Origin of the sequence: Amycolatopsis vancoresmycina (assembly GCF_000716785.1) — a bacterium.
Lineage (GTDB): Bacteria > Actinomycetota > Actinomycetes > Mycobacteriales > Pseudonocardiaceae > Amycolatopsis > Amycolatopsis vancoresmycina.
The window spans coordinates 377,951-401,566 of sequence record NZ_JNYY01000003.1 but is presented as its reverse complement, the minus strand read 5'-3'; the positions used below and the strand labels follow the sequence as shown (position 1 = coordinate 401,566).

General features: G+C 70.7%; 26 protein-coding genes. 2 read left to right on the top strand and 24 right to left on the bottom strand.

What is annotated here, in order from left to right; translation table 11 throughout:
• Positions 1-70 precede the first annotated feature (70 nt).
• The 4 genes from OO60_RS09385 to OO60_RS09370 all read right to left on the bottom strand — a co-directional run bounded on the left by OO60_RS09385 (position 71) and on the right by OO60_RS09370 (position 4,012).
• On the bottom strand, positions 71-1,459 hold the full coding sequence (locus OO60_RS09385; RefSeq protein WP_003094872.1) for a glycine--tRNA ligase: 1,389 nt from the start codon (positions 1,457-1,459) through the stop codon (positions 71-73).
• Between the two features lie 88 nt (positions 1,460-1,547).
• Positions 1,548-2,201: a class F sortase gene (locus OO60_RS09380; protein ID WP_003094866.1), complete on the bottom strand. Its 654-nt coding sequence runs from the start codon at positions 2,199-2,201 to the stop codon at positions 1,548-1,550.
• Positions 2,202-2,281: 80 nt separating this feature from the next.
• Complete coding sequence (locus OO60_RS09375; RefSeq protein WP_003094861.1) at positions 2,282-2,923, bottom strand: class F sortase; 642 nt, start codon at positions 2,921-2,923, stop codon at positions 2,282-2,284.
• Positions 2,924-4,012, bottom strand: a complete 1,089-nt coding sequence (locus OO60_RS09370) for a hypothetical protein (protein ID WP_033261191.1) — start codon at positions 4,010-4,012, stop codon at positions 2,924-2,926.
• Positions 4,013-4,279: 267 nt separating this feature from the next.
• Between OO60_RS09370 and OO60_RS09365 the strand changes: the two genes are divergently transcribed.
• Both OO60_RS09365 and OO60_RS09360 read left to right on the top strand, forming a co-directional pair.
• Positions 4,280-4,636 carry an ArsR/SmtB family transcription factor gene (locus tag OO60_RS09365; protein ID WP_004560924.1) on the top strand — a complete coding sequence of 119 codons (357 nt, stop codon included), beginning with the start codon at positions 4,280-4,282 and terminating at the stop codon, positions 4,634-4,636.
• Entirely contained in the window at positions 4,636-5,049 is a 414-nt protein-coding gene (locus OO60_RS09360; protein ID WP_004560925.1) for a Fur family transcriptional regulator, read from the top strand. The genes OO60_RS09365 and OO60_RS09360 overlap by 1 nt, the downstream gene beginning before the upstream one ends.
• Before the next feature lie 140 nt (positions 5,050-5,189).
• On the opposite strand, the gene OO60_RS09355 is transcribed toward OO60_RS09360, so the two are convergent.
• From OO60_RS09355 to OO60_RS09260, 20 genes are all read right to left on the bottom strand, one after another.
• The gene (locus tag OO60_RS09355; RefSeq protein ID WP_004560926.1) at positions 5,190-5,906 is read right to left on the bottom strand and encodes a TIGR03943 family putative permease subunit; all 717 of its coding nucleotides are present in this window, start codon (positions 5,904-5,906) and stop codon (positions 5,190-5,192) included.
• Positions 5,903-6,910, bottom strand: a complete 1,008-nt coding sequence (locus OO60_RS09350; RefSeq protein WP_162146257.1) for a permease — start codon at positions 6,908-6,910, stop codon at positions 5,903-5,905. The genes OO60_RS09355 and OO60_RS09350 overlap by 4 nt, the downstream gene beginning before the upstream one ends.
• Positions 6,911-7,036: 126 nt before the next feature.
• The gene (locus tag OO60_RS09345; protein WP_004560928.1) at positions 7,037-7,462 is read right to left on the bottom strand and encodes a YbjN domain-containing protein; all 426 of its coding nucleotides are present in this window, start codon (positions 7,460-7,462) and stop codon (positions 7,037-7,039) included.
• Positions 7,459-8,274 (bottom strand): isoprenyl transferase, encoded by an 816-nt coding sequence (locus tag OO60_RS09340; protein WP_004560929.1) that lies wholly within the window; start codon positions 8,272-8,274, stop codon positions 7,459-7,461. Before OO60_RS09340 ends, OO60_RS09345 begins: the two co-directional genes overlap by 4 nt.
• 41 nt (positions 8,275-8,315) lie before the next feature.
• Positions 8,316-9,077, bottom strand: coding sequence for a DNA repair protein RecO (gene recO, locus OO60_RS09335; RefSeq protein WP_004560930.1), 762 nt, complete (start codon positions 9,075-9,077; stop codon positions 8,316-8,318).
• Positions 9,078-9,134: 57 nt separating this feature from the next.
• Entirely contained in the window at positions 9,135-9,611 is a 477-nt protein-coding gene (locus OO60_RS09330; protein ID WP_004560931.1) for a CD225/dispanin family protein, read from the bottom strand.
• Between the two features lie 64 nt (positions 9,612-9,675).
• Positions 9,676-10,716, bottom strand: a complete 1,041-nt coding sequence (locus OO60_RS09325) for an RDD family protein (RefSeq protein ID WP_004560932.1) — start codon at positions 10,714-10,716, stop codon at positions 9,676-9,678.
• Positions 10,717-10,830: 114 nt separating this feature from the next.
• Entirely contained in the window at positions 10,831-11,286 is a 456-nt protein-coding gene (locus OO60_RS09320) for a DUF2752 domain-containing protein (RefSeq protein WP_004560933.1), read from the bottom strand.
• Positions 11,286-11,639: a CD225/dispanin family protein gene (locus OO60_RS09315; RefSeq protein WP_004560934.1), complete on the bottom strand. Its 354-nt coding sequence runs from the start codon at positions 11,637-11,639 to the stop codon at positions 11,286-11,288. The genes OO60_RS09320 and OO60_RS09315 overlap by 1 nt, the downstream gene beginning before the upstream one ends.
• A 26-nt stretch (positions 11,640-11,665) precedes the next feature.
• On the bottom strand, positions 11,666-12,037 hold the full coding sequence (locus tag OO60_RS09310) for a CD225/dispanin family protein (RefSeq protein WP_004560935.1): 372 nt from the start codon (positions 12,035-12,037) through the stop codon (positions 11,666-11,668).
• A 189-nt stretch (positions 12,038-12,226) separates the two neighbouring features.
• On the bottom strand, positions 12,227-13,123 hold the full coding sequence (gene era / locus OO60_RS09305; RefSeq protein WP_004560936.1) for a GTPase Era: 897 nt from the start codon (positions 13,121-13,123) through the stop codon (positions 12,227-12,229).
• A complete protein-coding gene (locus tag OO60_RS09300; protein WP_004560937.1) occupies positions 13,120-13,458 on the bottom strand; it encodes a hypothetical protein in 339 nt (112 codons plus the stop codon). The genes era and OO60_RS09300 overlap by 4 nt, the downstream gene beginning before the upstream one ends.
• Positions 13,451-14,794, bottom strand: a complete 1,344-nt coding sequence (locus OO60_RS09295; RefSeq protein ID WP_033261189.1) for a hemolysin family protein — start codon at positions 14,792-14,794, stop codon at positions 13,451-13,453. Before OO60_RS09295 ends, OO60_RS09300 begins: the two co-directional genes overlap by 8 nt.
• Before the next feature lie 9 nt (positions 14,795-14,803).
• A complete protein-coding gene (gene ybeY, locus OO60_RS09290) occupies positions 14,804-15,367 on the bottom strand; it encodes an rRNA maturation RNase YbeY (RefSeq protein WP_003091162.1) in 564 nt (187 codons plus the stop codon).
• A complete protein-coding gene (locus OO60_RS09285; protein ID WP_003091160.1) occupies positions 15,364-16,431 on the bottom strand; it encodes a PhoH family protein in 1,068 nt (355 codons plus the stop codon). The genes ybeY and OO60_RS09285 overlap by 4 nt, the downstream gene beginning before the upstream one ends.
• Positions 16,432-16,517: 86 nt before the next feature.
• Positions 16,518-16,880, bottom strand: coding sequence for a histidine triad nucleotide-binding protein (locus tag OO60_RS09280; protein WP_003091158.1), 363 nt, complete (start codon positions 16,878-16,880; stop codon positions 16,518-16,520).
• Between the two features lie 450 nt (positions 16,881-17,330).
• Positions 17,331-18,083, bottom strand: a complete 753-nt coding sequence (locus OO60_RS09275; RefSeq protein WP_003091156.1) for a 16S rRNA (uracil(1498)-N(3))-methyltransferase — start codon at positions 18,081-18,083, stop codon at positions 17,331-17,333.
• A gap of 2 nt (positions 18,084-18,085) precedes the next feature.
• Positions 18,086-19,252, bottom strand: coding sequence for a molecular chaperone DnaJ (dnaJ, locus tag OO60_RS09270; RefSeq protein ID WP_003091147.1), 1,167 nt, complete (start codon positions 19,250-19,252; stop codon positions 18,086-18,088).
• Between the two features lie 31 nt (positions 19,253-19,283).
• Positions 19,284-20,309 carry a heat-inducible transcriptional repressor HrcA gene (hrcA, locus tag OO60_RS09265; protein ID WP_003091142.1) on the bottom strand — a complete coding sequence of 342 codons (1,026 nt, stop codon included), beginning with the start codon at positions 20,307-20,309 and terminating at the stop codon, positions 19,284-19,286.
• Between the two features lie 323 nt (positions 20,310-20,632).
• Positions 20,633-23,542 (bottom strand): tetratricopeptide repeat protein, encoded by a 2,910-nt coding sequence (locus OO60_RS09260; RefSeq protein WP_033261188.1) that lies wholly within the window; start codon positions 23,540-23,542, stop codon positions 20,633-20,635.
• Between the last annotated feature and the right edge of the window lie 74 nt (positions 23,543-23,616).

Genomic DNA, 23,616 nt, shown 5'->3' with positions numbered 1-23,616 from the left:
CCCGGGTCCCCAGACCGTGCGTCACGACCTCGCCGTGACAGGTGTCAGGGGTACCCGGGCCCCGGGGGGGTCAGCAGCCGATGAGGCGGCCCGCCAGGTAGGACTCGAGCTTGTCGATCGCGATCCGCTCTTGCGACATCGAGTCGCGCTCGCGCACCGTCACGGCCTGGTCCTCGAGCGAGTCGAAGTCGACCGTGACGCAGTACGGCGTGCCGATCTCGTCCTGGCGGCGGTAGCGGCGGCCGATCGCCTGGGCGTCGTCGAAGTCGACGTTCCAGTGCTTGCGCAGGGTGGCCGCGACCTCCTTCGCCTTCGGGGTCAGGTCGGCGTTGCGCGACAGCGGCAGCACCGCGACCTTGAACGGCGACAGCCGCGGGTCGAGCTTCAGCACCACGCGGATGTCGGTGCCGCCCTTGGCGTTCGGCACCTCTTCCTCGACGTAGGAGTCCACCAGGAACGCCATCATCGACCGGCCGACACCGGCCGCCGGCTCGATGACGAACGGCCGGTACCGCTGGCCCGAGGCCTGGTCGAAGAACGACAGGTCCTGGCCCGAGTGGTTCGAGTGCGTCGTCAGGTCGAAGTCGGTGCGGTTCGCGATGCCCTCGAGCTCGCCCCACTCCTGACCGGCGTTGAACGCGAACCGGTACTCGATGTCGACGGTGCGCTTCGCGTAGTGCGAGAGCTTTTCCTTCGGGTGCTCGTAGTGGCGCAGGTTGTCGGCCTTGATGCCGAGGTCCGTGTACCACTTCGTGCGCTCGTCGATCCAGTACTGGTGCCAGCGCTCGTCCTCGCCCGGCTCGACGAAGAACTCCATCTCCATCTGCTCGAACTCGCGCGTCCGGAAGATGAAGTTGCCCGGCGTGATCTCGTTGCGGAAGGACTTGCCGATCTGGCCGATGCCGAACGGCGGCTTCTTCCGCGACGTCGTCTGGACGTTGGAGAAGTTCACGAAGATGCCCTGCGCGGTCTCCGGGCGGAGGTAGTGCAGGCCCTCTTCGGACTCCACCGGGCCGAGGTAGGTCTTCAGCATCATGTTGAAGTCCCGCGGCGGGGTGTACTTGCCGCGCGTGCCGCAGTTCGGGCACGGCACCTCGGACAGGTCGTCCTCGCTGGTCTCCTTGCCGGTGCGCGCCGCGAACTCCTCGGCGAGCTGGTCGGCGCGGAAGCGCTTGTGGCACGACAGGCACTCGATCAGCGGGTCGGTGAACACGTTGACGTGCCCGGACGCGACCCAGACCTCCCGCGGCAGGATCACCGAGGAGTCGAGGCCGACGACGTCGTCACGGCCCTGGACGACGGTCTTCCACCACTGGCGCTTGATGTTGTCCTTGAGCTCGACCCCGAGCGGCCCGTAGTCCCACGCAGAGCGGGTGCCGCCGTAGATCTCTCCGCTGGCGAAGACGAAACCACGGCGCTTGCACAGGCTGATGATCTTCTCAATGGTGTTCGTGGGCACTCCACGCTCCGAAAAGCTTGCGGGGACGGTTCAGGACTGGAACGTCCAGGGTATCGGCCGGGGCCCACCGCTTTTCGCGCAGGTGAGCCTACGGCCGCGACACCAGCGACGCCGTCACGACGCGGTTGTCCTCGTAGCCCTCGCTGCCGCCGACGTACTCGCCGCCGCAGGTGACCAGCAGCAGCTTGTGCGGCCCGTCCGGGTCGAACAGCTGCTCGGACCGGCCGGCCAGCTCGGACTTGTGGATCGTCTCCGTGGCGTCGACCCGGTACACCCACGCGCCGCCCGCCGCGTCGGTCAGCTTGACCTCCTGCCCCTGCTTGACCCGCCAGAGCTCGTCGAACGGGCCCTTCCTGCCCTTCCAGTTCACGTGCCCGGACAGCAGCGCGACGCCGTGGTCCGCACCCAGCTTCGCGCCCCACCAGGCGGCCTCGTCGAGGCCCTCGGGGATCTTCAGCGCGCCCGAGGCGTCGAGGTCCTCCTGGAGCAGCTTCGCGGTGCCGCCGCCGGGCAGGGACAGCCGGGCCGGGTCCCGGCCGGTGTCCTGCGCGGTGGCCGGCGAGGACGGCTGGTTCGCGGCCGGGACCGGCCCACCGGCGCCGTTCGCGACCGCAGGTTCATCCTTTCCGGTGAACACGAGGAGGGTCGCGACCAGCGCCGCGACCACGAACGCCCCGGCGACGCCGACGATCCACCAGCGGCCGGAGCCCTTCTTCGGCTCCGCCGGGTTCCGCTCCTGCATGGGCATGTGCTCCTTCGCTGTCGTGTCCAGTGCACGGACAGGCATGCCGCGAAGGCCGCGGGAGGTTGCACCGGACCCGATCAGCCGGTGGGGCGCGTCACCAGGCGGGCGGTGACCAGGCGGTTCTCGTCGTACCCCTCGGTGCCGCCGACGTAGTCGCCGCCGCAGGTGACCAGCACGAGCCGGTGCGGGCCGTCCTGCCCGAACCACCGGGCGGCCTGGTCCGGCAGGAGCTCCTTCGGGACCGTGACGACGTCGTCCACGCGGTAGACCCAGCGGCCGCCGCGCGCGTCGACGACGCTGACCTCGTCGCCTTGGCGCATCCGCCACAGCTCGTCGAACGGCCCGCGCCGCCCCTCCCAGTTCACGTGCCCCGACAGCAGGGCCGCGCCCTGGGCCGCGCCCAGCTTGGCGCCCCACCAGGCGGCGTCGCCGAGGCCGCGCGGGATCGGCAGCACGCCCGTGCCGGTGAGTTCGGTGCGGACCAGGCGAGCGGTCGCGCCGCCGGGCAGCCGGACCGTGCCCGGACGCTGCTGCGCGGCGGACTCGCTGTCGGCGGGCAGCACGGCCGGTGCCGCGTCCTCGCCGGGCAGCGCGCCGGGCGGCGGCGCGGCGGCGAGCGACGTGGTGGCCGGCGGCAGCCAGGTCAGCACGATGATCCCGGCCGCGAAGGCGGCCACGGCCAGCGCCGCCGAGACGGCGGCCAGCGCGGTGCGCAGCACCTAGTCCGTCCCGGACTTGCGCCGCCGGCCGAGCAGCAGGGCGACCGCGGCGAAGAACACCCCGCCGAAGAGCAGGCCGAGGCCGAGCGGGATGCGGGAGCCGTCGCCGTCCGTGGCGGGCGCGGCCGCGCCCAGGTACCCGGCCGGGACCTGGGTCGGCACGGGGGCCTGCGTGGCGGTCGCGCCGCCGGTGGGACCGGCGGCCTTCGCGACGAACCCCTTCGGCACCGAGCAGCTGACCCCGCCGAGGACGATGGTGGTCCGCACGTCCTGCAGCGCGGCACCCTGGGCGTCCTTGACGTGGGTGGTGATCTCGATCCGCCAGCCGGCGACCGCGGTGAAGTCGCCGCCGCGCCAGCCGTCCTGGCGGATCAGCTGGTCGAAGGCGGCGACGCGGGTCAGCTTGACGTCGGAGACCGTCGTCGCCCGGTCGGCGTTCGCGATGTCGCCGGGCGGGCCGAGCCGGAGGTTCGACAGCTGGAGGCCGGCGGTGCCGCCGGGCATCGGGACGATGCCGAGCCCGCCGCCGGCCTGGCGCACCCACAGCCGCGTCACCGTGCCGGCCGAGGAAAGTTTCGCGGGGCCGGTGCAGTCGACCGAGGTCTTGGCGCCCTCCAGGACGAGCACGGTGTTGTCGACCGGCCGGGCGCCGCCCTGCCAGTTGTCGCGCAGCGCGTAGTTCGTTTCCGCGACGGCGTTGGGGACGGTGGTGGCCTGCAGCGCGGCGAAGACGTTGTGGTCCCGGCTCGGGACGCCCGGCGGGTACGGGTTCTGTGACGCGCTGTAACGGCCGAGGTCGATCTGGTAGTGCCCGCCGAAGGTGGCGCGCTCGCCGTCGTCCTTGGGCACCGAGACGCGGTCCGCGCCGAGCTTCGACTGGCCGGGCAGCAGCGGCGACCGTTGCGTTTCGGTGATCAGGGCGCCACCGCGCTGGCCTTCGGCCCCGATCCGCACCGAGGCGATGTTCGCGAACGAAACCGGGCCGGTCTTCTCGTCGACGGCCTGGCTCTGCGCCCCGGCGACACCCACTCCGGCCAGCGGAAACACGACGGCCGTCACGGCGGCCGCTCTCGTCACGAAACGCCTCATGTCTCCCCACTGCTCTGCTCAGGCGGGTCGTCAGCGTACGAGAAGCGACGAAACTCTCCGCGACAACCTTGCACCGTCGGCCACCGCATGCGAAGCGGAAGGGCCAATATCCCACGAACTCACCCGGATGGGGTAATACGACCGGCCGTACCCCGCAGCTCGGCGCCGAGGCGGAGGTCACGGCCGGGGGAACACTAGGATGGGCGGCGCCGTTATCGGCAATGACTACGGAATTCATGGTCGCGGACGAGCGCGTGGGAGGCGGGAATGGCGACGGTGACCGGCAGCGACGGCCGGCCGGGGCTCGCGGAGTGCACCCCGGCGTCCCCGGCCCGGCTGTCGCCCGCGGTCCTCGGCGACGCCGGTGACCTGCTGCGCGCCCTCGCGGCGCCGGTCCGGATCGCGATCGTGCTGCAGCTGCGCGAGGGCGACCGGTGCGTGCACGAGCTGGTGGACGCCCTCGACGTCGCGCAGCCGCTGATCAGCCAGCACCTGCGGGTGCTGAAGACGGCCGGGGTGGTCCAGGGCGAGCGCCGCGGCCGCGAGGTCGTCTACCGGCTCGCCGACGACCACCTCGCGCACATCGTGGTCGACGCCGTCGCCCACGTGCAGGAAGGAAAGTGATGAACACGGCCCCGTCGCGCAGCCAGGCCCCGGTGCCCGGGCGCCGATCCACCCGGCAGCGGGCCGCGGTCGTCGAGCTGCTCAGCACCATCGACGACTTCCGGTCGGCCCAGGAACTGCACGACGAGCTGCGCAAACGCGGCGACGGCATCGGCCTGACGACGGTGTACCGCACCCTGCAGTCCCTGTCCGAGGCCGGCGAGATCGACGTGCTGCGCACGGACTCGGGCGAGGCGATCTACCGCCGGTGCTCGGCCCACCACCACCATCACCTGGTGTGCCGGCTGTGCGGGCGCACGGTCGAGGTCGAGGGCCCGGCGGTCGAGCGCTGGGCCGAGAAGATCGCGGCCGAGCACGGCTTCTCGGAGATCTCCCACACGGTGGAGATCACCGGCACCTGCGCCGAGCACTGACCCACCGGACGACACGCGTACCTGCACGGACGACACGCGTACCTGGGCGGACGACACGGCCCCCAGCACCCCGGCCAGCTCGTGTCGTCCATCGAGGTACGCGTGTCGTCCTTCTGGGTACGCGTGTCGTCCGGCTGGGTTCAGTATTCGTACGGGTCTTTGGGGGTGGGGACCGTGGTCACCGAGGCCGGGGTGAAGTCGGGGGTGTAGTTGTTCGCCTTCGTAGCCGTGCCCGGGACCACCTGGCCCGTCACCTGGATCCAGGCGTCGCTCGCGAAGTGGTCGGCTTCGCCGCCGCGGAGGCGGACCGTCACCGGGAACGCGTCCGCCGCGCAGCAGCTGATCACCAGGCGGGCCAGCAACGTCCGGCCTTCCGCGTGCACGACGAACCCCGTCAGCGACACCGTGCGGCCGTTCAGCGTGCCCGCCGCGTCCCAGCCCGCGCGGCTGACGAAGTCGTTCACCGGCAACGGGACCACGTTCCCGGCCGGCAGCGGCGGGAACGCCGCCGCGTTGGCCGCGGCCGCGCTCGCCGGGACGCGGGCCTCCGTGCGGATCACCGAGTCCGCGCCCAGGGCCGGCGGCGCGACCAGGAACACCGCCAGCACCGGCACCAGCAGCAGCCAGGCCGGCCGCGCCGAGTGCGAGTGGCCGTCGTGCTCGTCCGGGACAGCCCGCCGGGCCAGCAGGTCGCGCACGATGGCGACCGCGCCCAGCAGCACCATCACCGCGCCGCCGGCGATGATCCACGGCTGCTGCGCCGGCTTGACGTACCGCAGGTAGTCGCCGTTGAGCGCGATCTTGACCAGCGCCCCGCCGAGCAGGATCAGCAGGATGTTCTGGGTCTCCCGTTTCACGCGACCCCCACCAGGAATCCGGCGCCGAGGGCGCACACCACCGCCACCACGAACGTCACCGGCGCGAACCGGGCCGCGAACGACCGGCCGAACGTCCCCGCCTGCAACGCGAACAGCTTGACGTCGATCGCCGGCCCGACGACCAGGAACACCAGCTTCGGCAGCAGCGGCAACGCCGTCAGCGACGCCGCCACGAACGCGTCCGCCTCGCTGCACAGCGCCAGCACCACCGCCAGCACCGCCATCACCACCACGCCCAGCACCAGCTGACCGCCCAGCACGCCGAACCAGCGAGCCGGCACCAGCACGTTCAGCGCCGACGAAATCAACGCCCCCAGCACCAGGAAACCGCCCGCCTCCACCAAATCCGTGCGCGCGGTCTCGGCGAACACGCGCCACCGCCGGCCACCCGCCACGTCCGGCAGCCGTTGCAGGGCACGGGAAGTGATCCACTCGAGCTTGCCCCAGCGGGCCCACAGCCAGCCCATCACCATCGCCGTGGCGAGCGAGCCGGCGAACCGCGCGAACACCATCTCCGGCTTGCCGGGGAACGCGACCGCGGTGGCCACCAGCACCACCGGGTTCACCGCCGGCGCCGCGAGCAGGAACGTCAGCGCCGCCGCCGGGGCCACGCCCTGCCCCATCAGCCGCCGCGCCACGGGCACCGAAGCGCACTCGCAGCCCGGCAGGGCGACCCCGGCCAGCCCGGCGACGCCGACGGCCGCACCGGCCCGGCGCGGCAGCACCTTCTCCAGCACGCGGGCGGGCACGAACGCGGCGATGGCCCCGCTGATCAGCACCCCCAGCACCAGGAACGGCAACGCCTGCACGCAGACGGCGACGAACACGGTCGAGCCGGTGCGCAGCGCGGGCACGTCGAACACCTGCTGCAGCCAGCCCTGCGCGAGGATGGCGACCAGCAGGATCGCGCACAGCACTTCGACCGAGCTGATCCGGAACCGGCGCGTGCGCCGGCCGGGCTCGGCCGCGGTGTCGGAAACGATGTTCACGACGGCGATGATGCCAGGGCCGTCCGACACCGGACGACCCGCACGGGCCGCGAACGGAGGATCACGGTCCGTTTCGGTACGGAATCCTCCGTTCGCGGCGGAAAATCCACCCCGGACGGGTCAGTCGCCGGGCACGATTCCGGGCAGATCGGTCCGCAGCTGCGACGCCGTCGACACGACCAGCATCAGCAACGTCCCGAGCGCCGCCTCGTCCAGCCCGGCCGCGGGGAACGCGTACCGCAGCGTCACGTCTACGCCGTTGTCCGAGTGCCCGATCCCGAGCGTCCCGAACAGCCCCTGCCCGGCCCGCTCGGCCACGGCGATCGAAAGCGCGGGCTCGTCCGCGAGGTCCCAGCCGACCACGCACGTCAACGTGAGCACGGTGAGGCCCTCGCCGAGCCGGGTCGCCTGGATCACGCACGGGACGCCGCCGTGGGAGAACGTCAGTGCGCCGTCGTCGTCGACGTGCACCTCGAGGTAGCGCTCCAGGGCCTCCCGGGCCCGCGTCAGCAGTTCCGCGGTCTCGACCGCTTCGGTGGCGCTCACGAAGAAGCCGCCTGGTCGACCGCGCCACCGAAGCGGCGGTCCCGCTTCGCGAACTCCAGGCAGGCCCGCCAGAGGTGGGTCCGGTCGAAGTCCGGGAACAGCGTGTCCTGGTAGACCATCTCCGCGTAGGCCGACTGCCACAGCAGGAAGTTCGACGTCCGCTGCTCGCCGGAGGGCCGCAGGAACAGGTCCACGTCCGGCATCTCGGGCTGGTACAGGTACTTCCCGATGGTCTTCTCGTTCACCTTGCCGGGATCCAGCTTGCCGGCGGCGACGTCCTGCGCGATCCGCTGCATCGCGTCACCCAGCTCGGCGCGGCCGCCGTAGTTGACGCACATGGTCATGTTCAGCGCCGTGTTGTGCTTGGTCTTCTCCTCGGCCGCCTGCAGCTCCTTGATCACCGACGCCCACAGCTTCGGCCGCCGCCCGGCCCAGCGGATGCGCACGCCGATCGAGCCGAGGTAGTCGACCTGGCGGCGGATGGTGTCGCGGTTGAAGCCCATCAGGAACCGCACCTCTTCGGGGCTGCGCTTCCAGTTCTCCGTCGAGAACGCGTACACCGACAGCCACTTGACGCCGAGCTCGACCGCGCCGCTGGCCACGTCGATCATCACGGCTTCGCCGCGTTTGTGGCCTTCGATCCGCGGCAGGCCGCGCTGGTTGGCCCAGCGCCCGTTGCCGTCCATGACCAGCGCGACGTGCTTGGGCACCAGCTCGCGCGGGATCTCCGGGGGTTTCGCGCCCGACGGGTGCGGATCCGGGGCCCGCAGCTCGTATCGCGACGCCTTGTTCTCGCGTCCCCTGCGCAGCACTGCGAGCCTCCCTGGATGGGTGAAACCGGTCGGGCCCGACCCTACTGCCCGGGCACCACGCTCTCCCGGGCGCGTCGCTCGACCAGGGGCAGCGACCTCAGCTGCCGCTCCAGGTGCCACTGCAGGTGGGCCGCGACCAGGCCGCTCGCGTCACGGCGGGTGCCGGGCAGGGTCGACTCGGCCAGCAGCCATTCGCCGTGCAGCAGGGCGGTGAGCAGGTCCAGGACCTCGGGCGCCGGGTGCACGGACCCCGGGACGCGGCAGTCCTGGCACATCGAGCCGCCCGCGGCGACGCTGAACGCGGTGTGCGGACCGGGCAGGCCGCAGCGGGCGCATTCGGTGAGCGCGGGCGCCCAGCCGGCGTAGGACATCGCGCGGAGGAAGAACGCGTCGAGCACGAGGGAGCAGTCGCGCTGCCCCTCGGCCAGCGCCCGCAGCGCGCCGACGACGAGGAGGTACAGCTTGAGCACCGGCTCGCCCTCTTCGGCCGAGAGCCGGTCCGCGGTTTCGGCGATCGCGCTGGCCGCGGTGTAGGCCTGGTAGTCGGCGACCAGCGGCAGCTGGAACGCGTCGACGGTCTCGACCTGCGTGATCACGTCGAGCGTGCGCCCGGTGTAGAACTGCACGTCGACGTGGCCGAACGGCTCCAGCCGCGCCCCGAAGCGCGACGACGTTCGCCGTACGCCCTTCGCCACGGCGCGGACCTTGCCGTGCCGCCGGGTCAGCAGGGTGACGATCCGGTCGGCTTCACCCAGCTTGTGCGTGCGCAACACCACCCCGGTGTCGCGGTAGAGGTTCACCACCCCGACATCGTCCCACTTCCGGGCGATGCCGGGGTGGAGCGCCCCGCGTGAACCGGCTCAGGAAACGCCGTACGCGATCAGCGGGATGAGGAACGCGAACAGCACCAGGACGCAGCTGAGGCCACCCAGGATCGAGGAGACCAGGCAGAGCGTCTTGGTCGTCCGCGACGCCTGCTCCGCCATCATGTAGTTGCCCTGCATCTTGTACGTGCCGACCTCGTTGGACTTCATGATCGCGAAGATCCCGAGGATGATGCCGCCGAGGAACAGCGAGGCGATCGCCCAGCCCTTGTAGTCCTTGATCTGGTTGATGTCGCCGCCGCCGGGCATGCCGTACCCGGGGGTGCCGTAGCCCGGCGCGCCGAAGCCGCCGGTGGGCGGCTGGCCGTAGGGCTGCTGCTGCCCGTACGGCGCGGGCTGCCCGTACGGCGCCGGCTGGCCGTAGGGCGCGGGCATGCCGCCGGACGGCGGGCCGTAGCCGGGCTGCTGCGGCTGCTGGCCGTAGGGCTGCTGCTGGCCGTAGGGATTGGTCATGACGTTGTACCCCAACTATTCGTGAACTTCCGCCGGGAGGCCCCGGCGGTGGTGCGGAAAGCTGTCAGCGCTGCTCGTTCGGCGGCTGCCCGAACTGGCCCGGCTGGATCTTCTGGGTCGCCTCGGGTTCGCCCGCCGCGTCCGGGCGCAGCATCTGCGTCCGCTCGGCCTGCTCGTCGAAGGCCGGGCCGCTCCCGGCGCCCGGGCGCAGCATCTGGGTGCGCTCGGCCTGCTCGTCGAACGCCCCGCCACCCGGCGGCGGGGCCAGCGGCTGCGGCGGCTGGGCCCCGAAGCCTCCGGAGGACGGCGGCTGGCCGAACCCGCCCGGCTGCGGCTGGCCGAAGCCACCCGGTGCGGGCTGCTGCTCGAACCCGCCGGAGGGCGGCTGGGCCCCGAAGCCACCGGACGGGGGCTGCTGCGGGAACCCGCCGGAGGACGGCTGGCCGAACTGGCCCGGCGGCGGGAAGCCGGCGGCGGACGACGACGCGCTCTGCTGCCCGAACGGCGCGGCCGCGTCGTCGGCGTTGACCACGACGGTGCCGATGATCTTGTCGGCGAGGGTCTGGCTCTTGTCGTCCCAGAGCGGCCACAGCCAGCCGACGTAGCAGATGACGTTGTCGACGATGTGGGCGAGATCGCGCACGAACGCCATGCCGGGGCCGACCGGCTGCCCGGTGTCCTCGCGGACCAGCTTGATCTTGGCGACCCGCTTGCCGATCGACTGACCGGTGTTGCCCTGCTGGATCCACCGGTTGTAGACCGACCAGCCGATCCAGGCCAGCGCGACGAGCAGGCTCAGCATCGAACCGCCGTTCCCGCTGAACGACAGCGGGATGATGATCGCGTACAGCAGGACGACGGGCCCGAAGTCGATGAGCGCGCCGAGCGCGCGCTGGCCCCAGCTCGCGTAGTTGCGCGGCGGCCCGAAGGGGTTGCCCTGCTGGCCGAACGGCGCGGGCTGGCCATACGGCGCCGGCTGCCCGTAGGGCGTCGGCTGGCCGTAGGGCGTGGGCTGCCCGTACGGCTGCCCCGGCTGCGGCTGCCCGAACGGCTGCTGGCCACCGGGCTGCTGCCCGAACGGCTGCTGACCGTAGGGATCGGTCATGGGTCTCCCCCTCGCTGGTCACTCCGCCGCACGGCCCGTGCAGGACCCGGACGTACGGCACGGTCCGCGGGAGCGTACTCGGTTCGCCCCCGCCCGCGCTGCTCAGGCTGCAGCTCAGACGCGCAGGCCGGTGAACGGGGCGAACGGGAGGTTGCGGATGACGAACCAGACGACGAACACGACGGTGAACGCGAGGGGCGTCCACTTCCAGTGCAGCCAGCTGTTCATCGCGCGGCCGCGCAGCCGCCCGAGGGTCCACGCGGCCATGCTCCACACGAACAGGAGCACGAAGACGAACGACACGGCGTTGTAGTGCAGGGCCGCCGGGATGTTCCCGTGCATCAGGCTGTACGCCATCCGCATGCCGCCGCAGCCCGGGCAGTCGATGCCGAGCAGGGCCTTGGTCGGGCAGAGCGGCAGGAAGCCGCCGGGGGTGGTCGGGTCGCCGACCCAGACCACCACGCTGCAGACGCCGAGCCCGGCCACGACGGCCAGCGGCGGGGCGAGCGCCCGCAGCTTCTCCCGGGCGCCGTGCGCGGGGACTCCCGTGTAGACGGTCGGGGCCGTCACTACCGGAACCCCGCCGAAGAGACGCCGATGCCCAGGATGACGACGAAAACGACGATGTAGAGCAGCAGGAGGACCCCGGTCGAGATGGCCGACCACATCGCCCACTTGCGGGCGTCGTCGGCCGCCTTCTGCGCCTCGGCGTGGAAGCCCTGGAACCACAGCGAGTTCACCTGGCTGGACTTCACGATCGCGACGACGCCCAGGGGCAGGCAGCACAGCACGGTGCTCAGGATCGCCCACACCATGCCGTTCTCCGGCGGCGGCCCGTAGTTGGGCGGGTAGCCATAGCCGTAGCCGTAGCCGGGTGGCGGTCCGCCCGGGGGCGGGTACGGCGGCGGGTACTGGTCGGTCACCGGGTTCCTCCTGCTGCTCGGTTACGTCAGTATCGCGAAGGCACCGTCGCGTTGAACGTGAACGCGCCCGCGATCAGCAGGATGATCCACAGCACGTTGAGCACGACACCGACGATCGCGGCGATGATCGCCCACTTCTTGGCTGAGTCGGCGGCCTCCTGCGCGGCCGCGGTCTGACCCTGCGCCCACAGGCCGTTCACCTTGGTGGCCTGCACGATCGACACGATGCCGAACGGGAGGCAGCAGAGGATCGTGGTGAGGATCGCCCACACGAGGTAGTTGCTCGGGGGCGGGCCCGGCTGGTAGCCACCCGGCTGCCCGCCGGGGTAGTGCGGCTGCCCGCCGGGCTGGTTCGGCTGGTCGCCGGGGTAGTTGGGCATGCCCTGGCTGTCGGTCATGATCGGTTGTTCCCCTTCGTCGTGCTCCAGAGACGACCACCGGGTCCGCTGCCTCCCCGACCGGCCGCGGTGTGGTCGAAGCCGCGACTGTAGGGGGCGGCGTGGCCGCGCGTCCGGTGATTGCTCCCGCCGCGACCGAATCGAGACCGAGAATTCCGCTGATCCTCCCCCGCGCGGTGAACGCGCCGGTCAGAAGCCCAGGCGACGCAACTGACGGGGGTCGCGCTGCCACTCCTTGGCCACCTTGATGTGCAGGTCGAGGTAGACCTTCGAGCCGAGCAGCCGCTCGATGTTCCGGCGGGCGGCGGCGCCGACCTCGCGCAGCCGTTCGCCCTTGTGCCCCAGGATGATCCCCTTCTGGCTGGGCCGTTCCACGTACAGGAACGCGTGCACGTCGATGAGGTCGTCGCGGCCTTCGCGGGGCAGCATCTCCTCGACGGTGACGGCGATCGAGTGCGGCAGCTCGTCGCGGACGCCTTCCAGCGCCGCCTCGCGGATCAGCTCGGCGACCAGGGTCTGCTCGGGCTCGTCGGTGAGCTCGCCGCCCGGGTAGAGCTGCGGGCCCTCGGGCAGCCGCTGGACCAGCAGGTCGGCCAGGGTGGCGACCTGGAAGCCGTCCACTGCGGACACCGGGACGAGCTCGGCGAACTCCATCACTTGCTGCAGGGCAAGCAACTGTTCGGCGACCTGCTGGGGCTGGACGAGGTCGGTCTTGGTGACGATGCCGATCACCGGGGTTCGCTTGGCGATCTTCTGCAGCTCGGCGGCGATGAACTTGTCGCCGGGGCCGATCTTCTCGTTCGCCGGGACGCAGAAGCCGACGACGTCCACTTCGGACCACGTCGTGTGCACGATGTCGTTGAGCCGCTCGCCGAGCAGGGTGCGCGGGCGGTGCAGGCCGGGCGTGTCGATGAGGACGAGCTGGGCGTCCTCCCGGTGGACGATGCCGCGGATGGCGTGCCGGGTGGTCTGCGGCTTGCTGGAGGTGATCGCGACCTTGGTGCCGACGAGGGCGTTGGTCAGCGTCGACTTGCCGGCGTTGGGCCGGCCGACGAAGCAGGCGAAGCCGGAACGGTGCTCGCTCATCGCTCGAGCACCTCGAGCACCGTGCCGTCCGGGCCGGCGAGGATGATCGGCGCGTACTTCGCGATGTCGCGGACCGCGTGCACGGACGCGCCCTTGAGCAGCCCCTCTTCGCTGACGACGGCGGCGGCTTCGATGCCCTCGGCGCCGCTGGACAGCGCGGCGGCGACCGCGGCCTGGAGCGCGGTGAGCTTGAACGACGGCTGGTCGACCGTGCCGGCGGCGTAGGTGCGGCCGTCGGTGTCGCGGACCGCGGCGCCCTCGGGGGCCTGGATGCGGGCGCGCGAGGACCGGGCCAGCGTGACGAGTTTCTGGTCCTCGGCCTCGAGGTCAGGCATGTTCGACGCTCCTGTCGCGTTCGTCGGGGTGGGGCAGGCGCGTGCGGCGGCGCGTCCGGTCGACGGGGTCCGTCATGGCCTCGGCGTCGGCCGGGTGCACGACCACGGAGGTGATCCGCATGCGGCCGCGCCGGTCCTTGCCCCCTTCGGCGAACAGCCGAAGGCCGGCGACCTCGGCTTCGGCCCCCGGCAGCGGGACCCTACCCAGTCGTTCCGCGAGCAGCCCGCCCACCGTCTCCACGTCGTGGTCTTCGAGGTCGATGCCGAACAGTTCGCCCAGGTCGTCGACGGTCATCCGGGACGAGACGCGGACCGCGCCGCCGTCGAGCTCCTCGACTTCGGGGCGCTCGTCGGCGTCGGACTCGTCGGTGATCTCGCCGACGATCTCTTCGAGAACGTCCTCGATGGTGAGCAGGCCCGCCGTGCCGCCGTACTCGTCGACCGCGATCGCCATGTGGTTGTGCGAGCGCTGCATCTCCTTGAGCAGCTCGTCCAGGCGCTTCGAGTCGGGGACGAAGGACGCCGGGTTCATCACCGAGTCGACGACCGTGCTCGGCCCGTCCGGGTCGAGGTAGCCGGTCATCAGGTCCTTGATGTTGACGACGCCGACGATGTCGTCGACGGACTCGTCGATCACCGGCAGCCGGGTGAACCCGGTGCGCAGGGCGAGGGCGAGGGCCTGCCGGACGGTCTTGGTGCGTTCGATCCAGACGATCTCGGTGCGCGGGACCATGACCTCGCGGGCGACGGTGTCGCCGAGCTCGAACACCGAGTGGATCATCTCGCGCTCGGAGTCCTCGACGACGCCGCGTTCCTGGGCCAGGTCGACGAGCTCGCGCAGCTCGACCTCGGAGGTGAACGGACCTTCGCGGAAGCCCTGGCCAGGGGTGATCGCGTTACCGATGAGGATGAGCAGCCGGGACAGCGGGCCGAGGACCGAGCCGAGGACGCGGACGGGCCCGGCGACGTACCGGCCGATGCGGTAGGGGTGCTGGCGGCCGAGGGTGCGGGGGCCGACGCCGATGAGGACGTAGCTGACGACGACCATCACGACCGCCGCGACCAGCACGGCGAGGCCGAGCGGCGCCAGCCGGGTGCCGACGAACACCGTGACCAGCACGGTGGCCGTGAGCTCGCAGCCGAGGCGGAGCAGGAGCAGCAGGTTGATGTGCCGCCGCCGCTCGGCGACGACGGCGGCGAGGTGGCGGGCGCCGGGCAGCCCGAGCCGGGCGAGGCCGTCGGCCCGGGCCTGCGAGACGGTGCTGACGGCCGCGTCGGCCGCCGCGAACACGCCGGCCAGGAGGACGAGCGCGATCGCGAAGAAGAGCTGTTCCATGGCTGGCGCCTAGGGCGTTTCCCCGGCGGCGGGTGGTTCGGCGGGGGCCTCGAGGCCGGCGATGCCGAGGACGCGGTCGTCGGTGCTGCGCTGGGCGTCCCGCTTGTCCAGGGCGGCGACGGCGTCCTGGTACTCGCCGAGGATGCGCTTCTGGAGCGCGAACATCTCGCGTTCCTCGGCGGGTTCGGCGTGGTCGTAGCCGAGGAGGTGGAGCACGCCGTGCACGGTGAGCAGGTGCAGCTCGTCGATCAGGGCGTGGCCCGCGGTCTTGGCCTGGTCCTTGGCGAACGCCGGGCAGAGCACGATGTCCCCGAGCAGGGCCGGCGACGCGTCGGGCGCGTCGGGGCGGCGGGAGGAGTCGAGCTCGTCCATCGGGAAGGCCATGACGTCGGTGGGGCCCGGGAGGTCCATCCAGCGTTCGTGCAGGTCTTCCATGACGTCGAGGGTGACGAGCAGGATGGACAGCTCGGCGAGCGGGCTGACCTCCATCTTGTCGAGGGCGTAGCGGGCGGCGGAGACGATGGACGTCTCGTCGACGTCGACGCCGGACTCGTTGGCGATTTCGATGCTCAACGCCGGTTGCCCTTCCAGCCGTCGTTCTGCTGGGCGTCCTGCACGGCCTGCCACTTCTCGTAGGCGTCGACGATGCTCGCGACGAGCCGGTGCCGGACGACGTCCTGGCTGGTCAGTTCGGCGAAGTGGAGGTCGTCGACGCCGGTGAGGATGTCGCGCACGACCCGCAGGCCGCTGCGCTGCCCGCTGGGCAGGTCGACCTGGGTGATGTCGCCGGTGACGACGATCTTGGACCCGAAGCCGAGCCGGGTGAGGAACATCTTCATCTGCTCGGGCGTGGTGTTCTGGGCCTCGTCGAGGATGATGAAGGCGTCATTGAGCGTCCTACCGCGCATGTAGGCCAGTGGGGCGATTTCGATCGTCCCGGCCTGCATGAGCCGCGGAATCGACTCCGGCTCGACCATGTCGTGCAGGGCGTCGTAGAGCGGCCGCAGGTAGGGGTCGATCTTCTCGTTCAGGGTGCCCGGCAGGTAGCCGAGCCGCTCGCCCGCCTCGACGGCGGGGCGGGTCAGCACGATGCGGGTGACCTGCTTGGCCTGCAGGGCCTGGACGGCTTTCGCCATGGCCAGGTACGTCTTGCCGGTGCCGGCGGGGCCGATGCCGAAGACGACGGTGTGCTTGTCGATGGCGTCGACGTACCGCTTCTGGTTCAGCGTCTTGGGCCGGATGGTCTTCCCGCGGCGGGAGACGATGTTGAGGCTGAGCACCTCGGCGGGCGAGGCGTCGCCGGTGGAGAGCATGCCGACGGTGCGGCGCACGGTGTCCGGCCCGACCTGCTGCCCGCCGGCGGCGAGCTGCACGAGCTCGGCGAAGACGCGCTCGGCGAACGCGACGTCGGCGGGGGTGCCGGTCAGGGTGACTTCGTTGCCGCGGACGTGCACGTCGGCGGCGAGGAGTTCCTCGGCGACCCGCAGGTTCTCGTCACGCGAGCCGAGCAGGCTCAGCGCGGCGGCGTCGGGAATGGGAAACCGGGACTGCGCGGCCTGGACGGAGGCATCCTCGGTCTTGGCGACGTCCCCGGGGACGTCGGGTCGGGCGGCACCACCCGGTACGGTTCCGGCCACGTGGCCTCAGGCCTGCTTTCTCGGTGAGGGAGAACGGACCCCACCGATGCTACTGGCACCCACCGACAGGACGCAGGCCGGTTTCCCTAGTCCTCCTCGGGAGCCCCGAACAACCCCAGCGGCTCGCCGCCGAGCACATGGGCATGAACGTGGAAGACGGTCTGCCCGGCATCGGAGTCGGTGTTGAAGACAACCCGATACCCACTCTCGAGGATCCCCTCACGCTCCGCAACCTTCCGGCAGGCAAGAGCAACATCGGCCAGAAGCTGCGGATCCCCGGCAGCAAGCTCCCCAAGATTCCGGTACCGCTTCCGGGGCACAACAAGCACATGAACCCGAGCCTGCGGCCGAATATCCCGAAAGGCAAAGGTAGAAGCATCCTGATGGACGACATCAGCAGGGATCTCCCCACCAATGATCCGCTCGAAGAGAGTCTCATCCTCACTCATGACCAAACCCTACCGACCCACCCCAACCGACCCAACGGACCCAACCGACCCAACGGACCCAACCCAACCGAGCGAGAAGGCCGAAGGCCGCCGAGCAGCCAACACGCCGAACGCAAAGCACCCACAGCGGCAGCCGCGGGGGTCCGGGGCTCGCCCCGGCTGGGGGTCTGGGGGTTTGACCCCCAGAAAACACAACGAACGCGAAGCGGCATCTGAGACCCGAGCGAAGCGAGGGGCTGAAGATGCCGCGGCGCGGTAGACCCTGGGGGTCGATCTACCGCAACCGCGGCGGCCGCCGGACCGAGGGGGGAGGTGCCCGGCGGGGTCCGTGTTCTTCCCAGTGGCGCGCCGAGAACGGTGTGTGGCGCGTTAGTAAACGAGAGTAACGGGTCGGAGTGTGATCGCGCCATAACTGGGCGCAAAATCAGGGGGTCTTTTTTAGGTGATCTTTCACCGCCAGCGGGTGGTGAGGGCTCCCAGCGCGCCCAGGGCCACCGCGGCGGCCGTCGAGGTGCGCAGGACGGTGGTCCCGAGGCGCACGGCCCGTGCCCCGGCGTCTTGCAGGGTGCGGAGTTCCTCGTCCGTGATGCCGCCCTCGGGTCCGACGACCAGCAGGACGTCTCCGGTGTCGGGCAGGGGCAGGTCCGTCAGCCGCTCGGGGACGTCGGACTCGAGCACGATCGCCAGCGACATCGTGGCGACGAGCCCGGCGAGTTCGCGCGTGGTCACCGGTTCGGTGACGTCCGGGATGTGGGCGCGCCGGGCCTGCTTGGCGGCTGCCCGGGCGGTGGCGCGCCAGCGGGCGAGGGCTTTGTCGCCGCGGCCGCCGTCCTCCCACTTGGCGACGCTGCGGGCCGCGCGCCACGGGACGATCGCGTCGGCCCCGGCTTCGGTGGCGAGCTCGACGGCGAGTTCCCCGCGGTCGCCCTTGGCCAGTGCCTGCGCGACCAGGACCCGCAGCGCGGGTGGCTCCTCGGTCCAGGACGACTCGACCGCCAGCGTCAGCTGCGGGTCCCGCCCGGCCTGGACGCCTTCGACGACGCACCGCGCCATCGCGCCGGCGCCGTCGGACAGCACCAGCCGCTCCCCCGCCCGCAGGCGGCGCACCGTGGCCGCGTGCCGGGCTTCCTCGCCGTCGAGGACCGTGCGGCCCGACGCCGGGACCGACGCGGCGAGGAAGACCGGCAGGGTGGTGTCGGGCACGGTCAGCGGTGGTTCTTGGCGCGGAGCTTGGAGAACAGCCCGCCGTGCTTGCTGCCGTTGGACGCCAGCGTCGGGACCTCTTCGCCGCGCTGCTGGGCGAGCTCGACGAGGAGCTCGCGCTGGGCGTCGTCGAGCTTGGTCGGGACCACGACGTCGATGTGGACGTGCAGGTCGCCGCGGCCGTCAACGCGGCCGGAGGACCGCAGCCGGGGCATGCCCTTGCCGGTGAGCACGAGCTCGGCGTTGGGCTGCGTGCCCGGTTCGACGTCGAGCTGGTAGTCGCCGTCGACGAGGGTCGAGATGGGCACCGTGGCGCCGAGCGCGGCGGTGGTCATCGGGATCCGGAAGTTGCAGTGCAGGTCGTGGCCCTGCCGGACGAAGACCTCGTGCGGGGTTTCGTCGATCTCGACGTACAGGTCGCCGGCGGGACCGCCGCCGGGGCCGACCTCGCCCTGGCCGGAGAGCCGGATGCGCATGCCGTCGCCGACGCCCGGCGGGATCTTCGCCGTGACGTTGCGGCGGGCGCGGATGCGGCCGTCGCCGCCGCACTGGCGGCAGGGGTCGGGGATGACCTCGCCGAAGCCGCGGCAGACCGGGCAGGGGCGGGCCGTGACGACCTGGCCGAGGAACGACCGCTGGACGGACTGGACCTCGCCGGCGCCGCCGCAGGTGTCGCACGTCTTGACCGAGGTGCCCTCGCTGGTGCCCGCGCCGCGGCAGAGGTCGCAGACGATCGCCGTGTCGACCGCGATTTCCTTGTCGACGCCGGTCGCGCACTCCTCGAGCGTCACGCCGAGCCGGATCAGGGCGTCGGAGCCGGGCTGGACGCGGCTGCGCGGGCCGCGCCCGCGACCGCCGCCACCGCCGGCCGCGCCGAAGAAGGCGTCCATGATGTCGCCGAGGCCGCCGAAGCCGGCGAACGGGTCGCCGCCACCGCCGCCGCGCGCGCCACCGTCCATCGGGTCGCCGCCGAGGTCGACGATCTTGCGCTTCTGCGGGTCCGACAGCACCTCGTAGGCCGTCGTGACCTCGCCGAACTTGTGCTGCGCGTCTTCCGACGGGTTGACGTCGGGGTGCAGCTCCCGGGCCAGCTTCCGGTACGCGCGCTTGATCTCCTGATCGCTCGCGTTCTTGGCCACCCCGAGGATGCCGTAGTAGTCCCTCGCCACCGTCTCTGCTTCTCCTTCTGCTCTGCCCGGCTCAGCGGCCGTGCAGGATCTGCCCCACGTAGTTGGCGACCGCGCGCACCGCGGCGATCGTGCCCGGATAGTCCATCCGGGTCGGGCCGACGACCCCCATGCCTCCGAGCACGACGTCGTCGCGGCCGTAGCCGATCGAGACGACCGAGGTGCTGCGCATCTGCTCGTCCTCATTTTCCTCACCGATGCGCACCGTGATCGCACCGGGGTTGCGCGCGGCGGCCAGCAGCTTGAGCACGACGACCTGTTCCTCGAGCGCCTCCAGGACCTGGCGCAGCGAGCCGGGGAAGTCGGCGACGTTGCGCGTGAGGTTGGCGGTGCCGCCGAGCACCAGGCGTTCTTCGGGGTGTTCGGCCAGCGACTCGACCAGCACGGTGGTGACGCGGACGAGCGCGTCCCGCAGCTCACCGGGCGACTTGTCGGGCAGCTCGGCGACGCGGGCCGCGGCGTCGTTGAGCCGCCGCCCGGACATGGCCGCGTTGAGCACGGTGCGGAGCCGCGCGACGTCCTCCTCGGTGACGACGTCGCCGAGGTCGACCGTGCGCTGGTCGACGCGCCCGTTGTCGGTGATCAGCACCAGCATCAGCCGCGCCGGGGTGAGCGGCACCACTTCGAGGTGGCGCACCTTGGCGTTGGTGAGCATCGGGTACTGGACGACGGCGACCTGCCGGGTCAGCTGCGCGAGCAGCCGCACCGAGCGCTTGAGGACGTCGTCGAGGTCGGTGCCGCTGTCGAGGAAGGTGGTGATGGCCCGGCGCTCGGCGGCGCTCAGCGGCTTGATCTCCGACAGCCGGTCGACGAAGAGGCGGTACCCCTTGTCGGTCGGGACCCGGCCGGCACTGGTGTGCGGCTGGGTGATGTAGCCCTCTTCTTCGAGCGTCGCCATGTCGTTGCGCACGGTGGCGCTCGACACACCCAGGTTGTGCCGCTCGACGATCGCCTTGGACCCGACGGGCTCCTGGTTGGACACGTAGTCGGCCACGATCGCGCGCAGCACGTCGAAGCGGCGCTCCTCCGCGTTGGCCACCGGTTCCTCACCTACCTCGCTCGCTGCTGGATCCGAGTTTACGGAAGCCTGAGCCGGTCGCGCTCAACACGGGCGTCCCGAGCCCGTCGCAGCCACCTCCCGCCCCTCCGTCGGGCCTCATCCCGGACCCTCCCCGCTCGCCCGGCGTCCCACCTCCGCGGGGGACGATCGGGAATCGCCTTCGGACCGCGTCCCGGCGAGCTGCTACCGCTCAGTCGGTCCAGGCGGCCCTGACCGCGGCGAGGCGTGCCCGGATCGATACCACCCAGCAGCCCACCGGCATCGTGGCACCGGCCATCGATGAGACCGGGTCTGCGGCCGGACTACCGAACACCGTCCTGCCTGCGAGATTGCCGGAGTTGCTTCATCGCGTCGCGAGTCCTACGGACCAGCGGGTGCCGTGGACCCAATAGCCCGATCCGCGCCTGCAGCACGTGCGCGTAAGTACCTAGCGCCTCTTCCGTTTCTCCCTGGGCTCCGAGGACCTGAGCCAGGTCGAAAGCCACCTTGAGTGTGTTGACGTGGCATGGACTGAACCGCGACCGGTACTGGTCTTGGATCGCGCGGAGTTCGGCTGCCGATCCTGAGTTGTCACCCTGCTGTGCCGCAGTCCAGGCCAGCCCGTGCCGGGCGGACAGCCGATGGCTCGCGCTGGGGTCCGTCTCCGATTCGATGACCTGGGTGAAGTGCCCGGCGGCCTCGGCGTACCGCTCTTGCGTGGTGATCGCCCAGCCGAGCTCGCAGACTGTGCACAGTGTGTCCCGGTTCCCCCGGCCCAGGAGCCTGTCCTGGACAACCAAGATAGAACGGAGAATCTCTTCAGCGGCGCCGGACTCTCCCCTTGACCGGGCGACAACGGCCATGGTGTGCCGCACGGCGAGCGTCGAAAGATGCGTCGCTCCCAGGTTGTTCGTTGCAGTTTTGAGAAGGATGCCGAGGAGGCGCTCGGCTTCGTCGAATCGCTCCTGACGAAATTCCAGCTCGGCGAGCCAGAAGCGGCAATCGATTTCGTCTTCGATGATCGGGTGCGTGAGACTCTCGTAGTCCGCGAGTAGTCCATCGAGTCCGTCTTTCGCTGCCTGCCATCGTCCTTGTTCGACGGCCAGCCGAGCCAGGTTGAAACGGGCGGACAGCGCCCGCCGAGACTTCGCTCCGTCGGCCTTGGTACTCGTCGCGAGCATCCTTTCGAACAGGCCGGTGGCCTCGCCGAATCGCCCCTGGTGCTCGACCGTCCACGCCAGATGGCTCAGCGTTCCATGTGCCTGACTAACCGCTTCGCCGTGCGCCTCGAGGATATCCGAGTAGACTCCACGGAAGCCGTCTTCGGCCGCCTCCCATTTTCCTTCTCTTGCCTGCACCCAGGCGAGGCAGTGGCGCAGCTGCAGGGTCCATAAATCTGTGTTCCCGTAAATCTTGACCGTTTCGACGAGCGCCTGAGCGAGGTGTGACCTGGCTTCCGCCCACCTCCCCTGATGCCCGACAACCAATCCGAGGCCGTGGCGGGCATCGAGCGTATCTCGATTCTCTCCTCCGACAAGCCGAGCGTACCCATGCAGCGCTTTTTGATAGGCGATCTCCGCTTCTGCGGTATGCCCAGCACAGAAAAGGGCATCACCCAAGGCGCTTTCGAGTTTGCAAGTGGTGACGTGTTCGTCGCCCAAACGGACCGCCTCGCGCAAAGCATGACGGACGAGCGCCTCCATCTGATAGGGAACGGACAGCTGCCCGTACAATATCTTCACCGCTCGGGATATCGAATTCAGCAATGCGACCAACTCGTCACCCGAGATAAAGGAGCCAGCGGTGTCGAGGATCGCCCGAAGGTGAGTGAGTGTGTAATCGGCGAGGTCGGCCAGTAGCTTCTGCCGGCATGAATCTGCCAAATTTGCGGCAACGCCGGCGGCGGCGCGGAAGATCGCTAGATCCGATGTCCGGCGAGCGTGCTCGGCCGCTTGGATGCGGCACGAATCCACGACCACCGGGTGAAGGGTCAGCGCGGCCTGGGTTTTGCCGGAAACCGTGATCGGCTGGACGTCGAGCAGAGCGGCCCCGGCCAGACTGCGCAGCACTGACTCGACGCGAGCCGCTGTCTGTTCGCCAAGCGCCGGGGCGAGTAGTGAGGGATCGAGCGCCGACACGGGTATGGCTGTCCACGGTGCGAAGCACGACAGGATGCGCAACATCGCGCGAGCTTCGGGACAGCCTTGAACGGCCAGGCCGTCAAGGGAAATTTCGAAGGTCTGCGTGACAGTCTCGCGTGGCTCGGCGGGTCCGGGGGCCGTTGGCGCAAACGTCGAACCAGTGTCCAGTGCCCGCACGTATTCGGCGAAGGAGGCGACCTGGGCGAAATCCGAAGCGAGGTAGGTGGCTGCCGTTTTGAGGGCGAGTGGCAACCCACCCAATCTGGCAGCTAGCCGTTCGGCCGTCACGGCGTCGCCGGCCTCGGGAGCGAGGTCCAGCAGGATCCGGGCCGCGTCCGGATGCGCGACCGGAGACAACCGGTGCAGCCGCGCAAAGCTGCCCCACGTCGCCGGATCACTGGTACGGGTCGTGACCACGGTGATGCCTCGTCGGCTCGTGCGCACCCAGCCGTTGCCATCGCCGACTCGGCCCGTAGCGAGAACCGAGACGTCGTCCGCGTTGTCGACGACCAGCAGCCAGCGTCGTGGTGCGGCGTCGAGCAGCGACCACACCCGATCGGCACCGTCCGGCGCTCCTGCGCCGATGGCGGTGAGATCGGCTTGGCTGCTCCCCAAGGCACGGGCGACGCTCACCATTCCGCCGAGGAAGCTGGTGCGATCCGCGGCCGAAACCCACCACGTGGCTCTCGCCTGCCGAAACCGCCTCCGGCGCTCCAGCGAGCTCACCAGGGAAAGGGCGATCGTCGACTTGCCCACCCCGCCCATGCCGGCGAGCACGTGAACTTGGTTCGCGCCGTTGTCAACAGATCTGCCCAGCGTATCGAGAAGCTCACCCCGGCCCCGAATCTCCCGTGGCAGTCTGCCGAGCGGTGCGCTGACGGACATGCCGGGAGTCACAGGCGACACCGGGGTGGAATTCTCCGCAAGGCCGGACAGGAAGGTGCCCAGCGCTGGATCTTGGGGCGCAACTTCCTGCTTGACCATGATGTGCACCCCGCCGGAGATGGCCCCAGCCTGAACAACGTTTCCGATCGACTCGGCGGACAGCTGATTGACCGATGTGGCGGTGTCCGGATGCTGAGGTGTGTTCATCTCGCTCGACTCTGCCGGCCTGGAGGGGGGGATCGAGAGTAGTTCGGCTGGGCCGACGGGTCCAAGCAGCCGAG